The following is an 8,988-nucleotide window of genomic DNA, read 5'->3' on the forward strand; positions in this document are numbered from 1 at the left end:
GACGAGCGCGCGCGGCCGCGCAGATGGCATGGCTGTTTCCCCTGGTCCCCTGGTCCCCTGGTGGTGGGATCAGGCTACCGGCGCAGGCGCCGGCTCGGGGTGGGTTGCGACAGGTGCCTCGGCCGCCGTGCCGCGCAGCAGGACCCACAGCCGCCAGGCGGAGCCCACGGCGAGGACGCTGATGCCGACGTGCGCAGCGAGGAACACTCCCCCGGTGCCCCCGCTGAGCGCGAGGCCGGCCAGCAGCGGGCCGGCTGCGGAGACGCCGGTCTGCAGCGCGGAGAAGACGCCGAGGGTGGTGCCGACCATGCCTGCCGGCGCGAGGCTGGCGGTGAGCGGGTTGAGCACGGGGGCGTACATCGTCTCGCCCAGGGCGAAGACGCCGAACGCGGTCACGAACAGCGCCCCGGCGAGGGCAGGCACGTGGTCGGCGAGCGCGAGCAGGACCCAGGAGGCGACCCAGACCGCGCCGACGACCACCAGCAGGGCCGGCGCCGAGCGGCCGGCGGTGAACCGGGTGACGACCATCTGCAGCAGGATGATGACGAGGCAGTTGACCGCCGAGGCGGTGCCGACGGTGCGCTCGGGCACCGACAGCACGGTGATCGCGTAGGCCGGCAGCCCGCTCTCGAACTGTGCGTAGAAGCCCAGGGCGAGGGTCACCGTCACCAGGGCGGTCCACCGCAGCGCGGGGCTGGCCAGGATGAGCCGTATGCCGGCCGCGCCGGTCCCGGCCGCGGCCTCCTCCGGGCGGCCCGCCGGCTCGGGCTCCGCGGCCGGGCCGAGACCGGTGGCCGCGATCAGCGCGGCCGAGACGGTGAACCCGATCGCCGCCGCCGCGAAGGCCGGCCACATGCCGTGGGCGCGGTGCAGGTCCACGAGGTAGCCGGCCACGAACGACCCCACCGCCATGCCGAGCGCCTGACCGGTGAACTGCCACGCGAACACGCGGCGACGGTCGGCCTGGCCCACCCACCGCAGGACGAGCACGGACTGCGCCGGCCCGGCACCGGTCAGCCCGACGCCGAAGACGAACATGCCGGCGAGGAACAGCCCCGGCGTCTCCGCCAGCAGCAGCGAGCCCGTGCCCAGCGCGGCGACGAGCTTGGCCACGACGAACACCCGCACCGGGTCGAGCCGGTCGGTCAGCCGACCGGCGACGGGCGCGGCGACCAGGGCGCCGATGGAGAACAGGCTCGAGGCCCCGGCGGCGACGAGACCGCCCCACCCACGGGTGTTGGCGGCATACGCGTACTGGTAGGGCAGCACCGTGCCCCAGCCGAGCATGCCGACGGTGGAAGCCAGGATCAGCAGACGGGCGCGCTTCACCGGACCGGTCCTTTCACAGTTGCAGGTTGTAGTCTTGCTTATCGAATATTTCGAGATCGAAACTCTAGCATGGCAGGATGGCGCCCATGAGCAACGCGAAGCGGGGCAGAGCGCGCCGGGAGTCCGAGCACCAGCGCTACCGGGCCGACGTGGCGGCCTACGTCGCCGCCGGCGGTGAGGAGTCGGTGCAGCGGGTCATCACCGCCGTACACGGCCTGGCCCGGCGGATGAACCAGTGGTACGCCCACCAGCTGGCCGACCTCGACCTGTCCGCCGGGGAGTGGGGCGTGCTGGCCCGGCTGGCCACCTCGGGCGACGGCGGGGCGATGACGCCCAGCCAGCTCGCCGAGGCCACCAACGTCGCCGCCTCGTCGATGACCCACCGGCTGGACCGCATGGCCCAGCGGGGCCTGATCGCGCGGGCCGCCGATCCCGACAACCGCACCCGCGTGCTGGTCACGCTGACCGGGGACGGCTGGGCCACCTTCAAGGCCGCGATCCGCGAGGCCAACCTGGTCGAGTCCGACGTGCTCGCCCCGCTCACCCACGCCCAGCGCGAGCAGCTCGCCTCCCTGCTCGAGGTCGTCATCGCCGGCCTGGACGAGGTGGCCCCGGGCTGAGCCGGGCGCCGCTGCTCAGCCGGCACGGGTCGCGCCGGCAGCGGTCACGTGGCGCGTGGGGTCGCGGCGGGGACCACCCCGGGGCCGCGCCACAGGGGCACGCTGGCACCGAGCACGAAGACGAGCAGGAGCACGCTCGGCCCCAGGAGGACGGCAGATGCCGTGGAGGAGAACCCGGTGTGTGCGGTCAGGACCCCTCCGGCCATGAGGCCGGCGCCGGCGAGGGCCCCCACCCACCCCAGCCACCGGGGCAGCAGGCCCCCGATGACGATGCCCAGGCCGAGGGCGAACAGGGACGTCCCGCCGAGCATCTGGAAGAACCCGGCCAGCCCCTTCTCGACGTCCCGGACCGCGGATGCGGTGAGGAAGGCGGCCTCCTTCGCGGCCGGGTCGGGAGCCGTGACCCACCGGTGGACCGCCCCCTTGAGCGCCACCCCGTCCACGGCCATCTGGACGGCGAACACCGCCGAGTAGAGCACCGCGGCGAGACCACCGACGGCCGCGAGGACGCCGACGGCGCCGCGACGGACGGACCCGAGGCGGGCAACGGTCAGGAGCATCAGCGAGATCAGCAGCGCCCCGGCGAACTGGCCGATGTGCACCGCGGTCCACGTGCTCGACCGGCTGTACTCCAGGAAGGACGCTGCACTGTCGTTGGGTGGCGCCTTCCCGGGGTGCAGCTGGTCCATCGCGACCTCGACCAGCACGCCGAGCACGCCCGAGAGCGCTGCGAACCGCATCATCGGACGGTCCGGGCCAGGCAGCCCTCCGACGCTGGTCTCCGAGGTGGGTCCGTCCGTGCTCACGTACTCCGGTCGTGTCGCCATGAGCCGTCACCTCCACGGCGACCGGGCCATGGATCCGGCCGGACCCAGCCCTGCGCCTCGCCGTCAGTCAAGGACCGGCCCGCGACCTTGGCAACCTGCACGCGGCGCAGGTATGCCGGGTGTGGCCGGCCACGCGGCATACCTGCCTGAGCATGCGCAAGGCCCGTCCCACGGCTGCGGGACGGGCCTTGCCGGGTCAGGCGGGGCTCAGGCGAGCCCGGGGAACCAGATCTCGATCTCGCGCTTGGCCGACTCCGGGGAGTCCGAGCCGTGCACGATGTTCTGCTGGACCTTCAGCCCCCAGTCGCGGCCGAGGTCGCCGCGGATCGTGCCGGGCAGCGCCGCCGTCGGGTCGGTGGCGCCGGCCAGGGCGCGGAAGCCCTCGATGCAGCGCTCCCCCTCGATCACAGCGGCGGTCACCGGGCCGCTGGACATGAAGTCCACCAGCGGCTCGTAGAACGGCTTGCCCTCGTGCTCGGCGTAGTGCAGCGCCAGGCGGTCCTGGTCGGGGACGAAGACCGACAGGGCCACGAGCGTGTAGCCCTTGGCCTCGATCCGCCGCAGCACCTCGCCGGAGAGTCCGCGCTTGAAGCCGTCGGGCTTCACCAACACCAGGGAACGCTCAGTCATGGGCCGGAGCCTACCGATCGGCCGGCGGGGTGACCGAGCCGGCCTCGGCCGCGTGCGCCCGCGTGAGCGCGTCCATCTTCACGCCCTGCACCAGCGCGGTGACCCACAGCGCCCCGAAGATGAGGCCCACGACGAGCATCATCGGCACGACGAACGCGGACAGCAGCGTGGCGAGCTGGAGCACCCATCCCAGGGTGATCCCCCACGGGCGGCGCAGCATGCCGGCGTCCAGGATGCACAGCACCGCGATGGCGCTCCCCACCGCCAGGAAGGCGCCCGAGCTCGACTCGCCGCGGGCCTCGGCCAGGGCGCGGGCCACGAGGGCACCGAAGAACACCGCCAGGCCCTGGCTGCCGATGACGGTCGCCGCGAGGCGACGCGTCATCTTCTCGGGGACGCCGTAGAGGACCAGGGAGCTCAGCACGGCTCCAGTCTCCCATTGGAGGCACGGCCGCCCTTCCGCGGGCAGCCGATCCCCAGCCGGCACTCAGCACCCGTGCAGCATCCGTCCCTACGGTGGCCCTGAGCGGCCGACGACGCCGCGTCCCGGTGCGTCCGGGTGACCGGGGAGGAGCAGGTGGCACCGTGTTCTCGTTGACCGGGTGGCTGTTCCTGACACTGGTGGCGGTCGCCACCGTGGCCTCCTTCGTCGCCCTCATCATCTTGTGGCCTTCGCTCTCGGGCCGCGGGTGGAGCCGCTTCGCCCGACGCACCGGGCTGCTGCTGGGGGTCAACGCGCTGGTGCTGCTGACCGCGGCGACGCAGCTCAACGCGCAGTTCCTCTTCTTCGCGGACTGGACGGACCTCAAGGGCGCGCTGAGCAACACGGTCACGACGACGGCGGTCAAGCGTGGCGCCACCGCCACCGACGCGGCATCGCGTGCGGTCGCGGGCGCCGCCGCGAAACGTGGGACCGCCGTCCTGCCGGCGCTGGCCACCACGACGGATGGCTCCGGCGACTTGATCTACTCGGTCAGTGGGCCGATGAGCGGAATCACCGGCAGCGTGGTCGTGCGCCTGCCCGACGGCTACACCAACCCCGCCAACGCCTCGGTCCGCTACCCCGTGCTGGAGACGTTCCACGGCTACCCCGGCGGCCCGTTCAACTGGGTGCGCACCATGGGACTGGGTTCAGCCATAGCCCACCAAGTGGCGGCGCACCGGATGCGCCCGGCGCTCATCGTCTCCCCCGACCTGCAGATCCCCACCGGCACCGATACCGAGTGCGTCAACGGACGCCCGGGCACCCCGCAGATGGAGACCTGGCTGACCCGGGACGTGCCCGAGTGGGTAGCGCGCACGTTCCGCGTCAGCACCAACCGGTCCTCGTGGGCGACGATCGGGCTGTCCTCAGGCGGATGGTGCGCCGCCATGTCGGCAATGCTCCACCCGGCGCAGTACAGCGCCGCCGTGGTCATGGGTGGCTACTTCCGACCCGAGTTCGGCCCGAACTACGAGCCGTACGCCCCCGGGAGCGCGCTGGCCCGGCGCTATGACCTGGTCGCCCTGTCTCACCGGCGCCCACCGCCCGTGGCCCTGTGGATGGAGACCTCCCACACCGACCCCGTGTCGTACACCTCGAGCGCCGCCCTGCTCAAGGTCGCCCGGCCACCTCTGGCGATCGATGCGATCGTGCTCCAGCACGCCGGGCACCGCGCCGGGGTCTGGATCGGCCTCCTGCCCGGCGCGCTCACCTGGCTGGGACGCAACGTCCCCGGCTTCGCACCCACGAGCTGAGCCCGTGACGGCGTCCCGGGCTCACTCGTCGTCGAACCCGAGGTCACCGTGGGAGTCGAGGACGGTGACCCTCAGCTGCACCGCGACCGCCTGGTCGGTCGTGCCGGTGCAGTGCGTCTGGTTGCCGCGGCCGAGGCTCGGCAGCGGGTCGCACTGGAGGTCGGTGACGCTGCGCCCGGAGTCGCCGAGGTAGCGCAGGGCCTGCTCCTGGATGGAGATCGGGTCGGGGCCTGTCGCGCGGTAGAGCACAGGTGTGCTGCCGCCGGACGACGAGGACGACCCGTGCCCGGGCCACGCCGTGACGAACAGCAGCAACAGCGCGATGACCACCATCGCGATCGCCGACGTCGCCGTGGAGACGATGCCGCAGACCATGCCGACCGTGGCCTGGTCACGGTTGCTCGCCAGCCCGTGGTCGGCCCTGCGGCGGCCCTTGACGCCGAGCACGATCGCCGGGATGCCGAGCAGGAAGCCACCGGCCACGAAGCTGACCGCCCCGAGGACCAGGGCCAGCAGCCCGATGGTGTTGTCCGGTGTGGGCCGCACGGGCGTGGCCGGGAACCGGTCGCCGGCAGTGTGTTCCCCCATGGCCCGGAGCATGGGGCCATGGGGGAACACCGTCAACGCGACACGGCGGCTCAGACCTCGGTGACGCCCAGCAGGAGGCGGACCTCGGCCGCGGTGGTGATCGAGCCGGTGGCCAGCACGCCCCCGGCGACGCCGCCCTCGTCGGCCAGGCCGGCGGCCCGGTCGAGGGCCTCGGGCAGGCTGTCGACGACGGTGACGCGGTTCTCGCCGTAGATCTCGGTGGCGAGGTCGCCCAGGGCGCGGGGGCTCATGGCCCGCGGTGAGGTGGTGCGGGTGACCACGACCTCGTCCAGCACCGGCTCGAGGATCTCGAGCATCTGCGTGGCGTCCTTGTCCGCGAGCACGGCGATGACGCCGATGATGCGGGCGAAGTTGAACGAGTCCTCCAGCGCCGCGCTCAGCGCCTCGGCGCCGGCGGGGTTGTGCGCCGCGTCGACGAGGACCGTGGGTGAGCGGCGCACGATCTCCAGCCGGCCCGGGGAGGACACCTCGGCGAAGCCGGCACGCACGACGTCGATGTCGAGCGGCTGCTCGCCGCCCCCGATGAACGCCTCCACCGCCGCGAGCGCGATGGCCGCGTTGTGCCCCTGGTGGGCGCCGTGCAGGGGCAAGAACAGGTCGTTGTAGTCCCCGGACAGGCCGCGGATCGACACCTGCTGGCCGCCGACGGCGAGGTCACGGGCCAGCACGCCGAACGCGCTCCCCTCCACCGCCGGTGTGGCGCCCACCTCGGCGGCGCGCTCGAGCAGGATCTCGGTGACCTCGGGCTCCTGCACGCCGATGACGGCGATGGCGCCCTCCTTGATGATGCCGGCCTTCTCGGTCGCGATGTCCTCCACCGACGAGCCCAGGAAGCGCTCGTGGTCCAGGGCGATCGGGGTCACGACGGCGACGGTCCCGTCGGCGACGTTGGTCGCGTCCCAGGAGCCACCCATGCCGACCTCGACCACCGCGACGTCGACGGGGGCGTCGGCGAACGCGGCGTAGGCCACGGCCACGACGACCTCGAAGTACGTCATCCGGGGGCCGCCCTCGTCGACCGACTTGGTGTCGACCATCTCGACGTAGGGCAGCACCTCGTCATAGGCCGCGATGAACTTCTCCGGCGGAATCGGCTTGCCGTTCAAGGCGATCCGCTCGCGGATGTCGTGCAGGTGCGGCGAGGTGAACCGGCCGGTGGACAGGCCGGCCTCGCGCAGCAGCCGCTCGATCATGCGGGTCGTCGAGGTCTTGCCGTTGGTGCCGGTGACGTGGATGACCGGGAAGGCCTTCTGCGGGTCGCCGAGCAGCTCCATCACCGCGGCGATGCGGTCCAGGGACGGCTCGAGGTCGTGCTCGGGCGTGCGGGAGAGGATCTCCTGCTCCACCTCCCGCATCCGCTTGCGGAGCTCGAGCTGCTCGGCGGCGTGCTGCTGGGCCGCGTCGGGGCGGCCGGACGACGGCGCCATCAGAGCTTCTTCACCAGGATGCGGACGGCCTGGCCGTCACCGACGGTCGTCTCCACGACGCCATCGCCCAGGGGTAGTGCCTCGAGCTCCGGAGCGGAGCCGAACTGGGTGGCCAAGGTCTCCTCCATGATGAGCTGCTGATGGGCCACGGTGGCCTCCCACACCTGCTGGTCGCCGGTGACGGTCAGGCTGATCCGGTCGCTGATGTCCAGGCCGGCGTCGCGGCGGGCCTGCTGCACCGCCCGGACGACGTCGCGGGCCAGGCCCTCGGCGGCCAGCTCCGGCGTCACCGTCGTGTCGAGCACGACGAACCCGCTGCCCGGCAGCATGCCGGTGGCCCGGCTGCCCTCGCCATGGCCGTCTTCGGCCACCACCGTCTCGAGGGTGTACTCCCCTTCCTGCAGCGGCAGGCCGCCGGCGACGACCGTGCCGTCCTCCTGGACGCTCCAGTCGCCGGACTTGCTCGCCTTGATGGCGACCTGGACCTGCTTGCCCAGGCGCGGACCGGCGGCGCGGGCGTTGACGGTCAGCTTCTGGGAGATGCCGAAGTCCGCCTCGCTCGCCGAGGCAACGTCCACCAGCGTGACCGTACGGACGTTGACCTCGTCGGCGACGACCGCGCCGAAGGACTCCAGCGCGGCGGCGTCCTCGGTGACGACGGTCAGGTCCTGCAGCGGCAGCCGCACCCGCAGCGCGTTGGCCTTGCGCAGGCCCAGGGCGGTGGAGCAGATCTCCCGCGCCCGGTCCATCGCCGCGACGAGCGGCTCGTCGGAGGGCAGGTCGGAGGCCACCGGCCAGTCGGTGAGGTGCACCGAGCGGCCACCGGTGAGGCCGCGCCAGATCTCCTCGGTGGTGAACGGCAGCAACGGCGCCGCGACCCGGGTGAGCACCTCGAGGGTGGTGTAGAGGGTGTCGAACGCGGCCGAGGCCGAACCGTCACCGGCGGTGTCCCAGAACCGCTCCCGCGAGCGCCGGATGTACCAGTTGGTCAGCACGTCGAGGAAGCCGCGCACCGAGTCGCACGCCGAGGCCACGTCGTAGGCGTCCAGCTGGCCCTGCACGTCCTGCACGAGGTCGCGCAGCTTGGCCAGCAGGTAGCGGTCGAGCACGTCCTCCGAGGAGGTGGACCACCGCGCCTCGTAGCCGGCGCCACCGTTGGCGGCGTTGGCGTAGAGCGAGAAGAAGTACCACGCGTTCCACAGCGGGATGAGCACCTGGCGGACCCCGTCGCGGATGCCCTGCTCGGTGACGATGAGGTTGCCACCGCGCAGGATCGGGCTGGACATGAGGAACCAGCGCATCGCGTCGGCGCCGTCGCGGTCGAAGACCTCGGAGACGTCCGGGTAGTTGCGCAGCGACTTGCTCATCTTCTGGCCGTCGTTGCCCAGCACGATGCCGTGGCTGAGACAGTTCTGGAACGCCGGCCGGTCGAACAGCGCCGTGGCCAGGATGTGCATCGTGTAGAACCAGCCACGGGTCTGGCCGATGTACTCCACGATGAAGTCGCCCGGGAAGTGGTGCTCGAACCACTCGGCGTTCTCGAACGGGTAGTGCACCTGCGCGAAGCTCATCGAGCCGGAGTCGAACCACACGTCAAGGACGTCGGCGACCCGGTGCATCGTCGAGCGGCCCGTCGGGTCGTCGGGGTTGGGCCGGGTCAGTTCGTCAATGAAGGGCCGGTGCAGGTCGGTGACCTCGACGCCGAAGTCACGCTCGAGCTCCTCGAACGAGCCGTAGACGTCGATGCGCGGGAAGTTCGGGTCGTCGGACTTCCACACGGGGATCGGGCTGCCCCAGAAGCGGTTGCGG

The 8,988-nt window shown here is 72.2% G+C and carries 9 protein-coding genes; 2 read left to right on the forward strand and 7 right to left on the reverse strand.

Annotation, left to right across the window (positions count from 1 at the left end; all coding sequences use genetic code 11):
- Nucleotides 1–69: 69 nt before the first annotated feature.
- On the reverse strand, nt 70–1,329 hold the full coding sequence (locus ACXVGS_RS18060) for an MFS transporter (RefSeq protein WP_458537295.1): 1,260 nt from the start codon (nt 1,327–1,329) through the stop codon (nt 70–72).
- Between the two features lie 86 nt (nt 1,330–1,415).
- On the opposite strand from ACXVGS_RS18060, the gene ACXVGS_RS18065 reads away from it, so the two are divergent.
- Nucleotides 1,416–1,949, forward strand: coding sequence for a MarR family winged helix-turn-helix transcriptional regulator (locus ACXVGS_RS18065; protein WP_458528269.1), 534 nt, complete (start codon nt 1,416–1,418; stop codon nt 1,947–1,949).
- Nucleotides 1,950–1,993: 44 nt separating this feature from the next.
- On the opposite strand, the gene ACXVGS_RS18070 is transcribed toward ACXVGS_RS18065, so the two are convergent.
- From ACXVGS_RS18070 to ACXVGS_RS18080, 3 genes are all read right to left on the reverse strand, one after another.
- Entirely contained in the window at nt 1,994–2,776 is a 783-nt protein-coding gene (locus ACXVGS_RS18070; RefSeq protein ID WP_458537296.1) for a hypothetical protein, read from the reverse strand.
- 207 nt (nt 2,777–2,983) lie between these two features.
- Nucleotides 2,984–3,406 carry a nucleoside-diphosphate kinase gene (ndk, locus tag ACXVGS_RS18075; protein ID WP_458528267.1) on the reverse strand — a complete coding sequence of 141 codons (423 nt, stop codon included), beginning with the start codon at nt 3,404–3,406 and terminating at the stop codon, nt 2,984–2,986.
- A 10-nt stretch (nt 3,407–3,416) separates the two neighbouring features.
- Nucleotides 3,417–3,830: a DUF4233 domain-containing protein gene (locus tag ACXVGS_RS18080; RefSeq protein WP_458528266.1), complete on the reverse strand. Its 414-nt coding sequence runs from the start codon at nt 3,828–3,830 to the stop codon at nt 3,417–3,419.
- 161 nt (nt 3,831–3,991) lie between these two features.
- On the opposite strand from ACXVGS_RS18080, the gene ACXVGS_RS18085 reads away from it, so the two are divergent.
- On the forward strand, nt 3,992–5,143 hold the full coding sequence (locus tag ACXVGS_RS18085; protein ID WP_458528265.1) for an alpha/beta hydrolase: 1,152 nt from the start codon (nt 3,992–3,994) through the stop codon (nt 5,141–5,143).
- A 21-nt stretch (nt 5,144–5,164) separates the two neighbouring features.
- On the opposite strand, the gene ACXVGS_RS18090 is transcribed toward ACXVGS_RS18085, so the two are convergent.
- From ACXVGS_RS18090 to ACXVGS_RS18100, 3 genes are all read right to left on the reverse strand, one after another.
- Nucleotides 5,165–5,731 (reverse strand): DUF4190 domain-containing protein, encoded by a 567-nt coding sequence (locus ACXVGS_RS18090; protein ID WP_458537297.1) that lies wholly within the window; start codon nt 5,729–5,731, stop codon nt 5,165–5,167.
- 50 nt (nt 5,732–5,781) lie between these two features.
- Complete coding sequence (locus ACXVGS_RS18095) at nt 5,782–7,179, reverse strand: bifunctional folylpolyglutamate synthase/dihydrofolate synthase (protein ID WP_458528263.1); 1,398 nt, start codon at nt 7,177–7,179, stop codon at nt 5,782–5,784.
- The coding region (locus ACXVGS_RS18100; RefSeq protein WP_458537298.1) for a class I tRNA ligase family protein at nt 7,179–8,988 on the reverse strand (1,810 nt) is incomplete at its 5' end. The genes ACXVGS_RS18095 and ACXVGS_RS18100, both read right to left, overlap by 1 nt.

It is taken from the genome of Oryzihumus sp. (genome assembly GCF_054325275.1).

What these genes read in the sequence shown, in the direction of transcription:
- ACXVGS_RS18065 (WP_458528269.1), top strand. Translation starts at nt 1,416, where the DNA reads ATGAGCAACGCGAAGCGGGGCAGAGCGCGCCGGGAGTCCGAGCACCAG.
- ACXVGS_RS18070 (WP_458537296.1), bottom strand. Translation starts at nt 2,776, where the DNA reads ATGGCGACACGACCGGAGTACGTGAGCACGGACGGACCCACCTCGGAG.
- ndk (WP_458528267.1), bottom strand. Translation starts at nt 3,406, where the DNA reads ATGACTGAGCGTTCCCTGGTGTTGGTGAAGCCCGACGGCTTCAAGCGC.
- ACXVGS_RS18090 (WP_458537297.1), bottom strand. Translation starts at nt 5,731, where the DNA reads ATGGGGGAACACACTGCCGGCGACCGGTTCCCGGCCACGCCCGTGCGG.
- ACXVGS_RS18095 (WP_458528263.1), bottom strand. Translation starts at nt 7,179, where the DNA reads ATGGCGCCGTCGTCCGGCCGCCCCGACGCGGCCCAGCAGCACGCCGCC.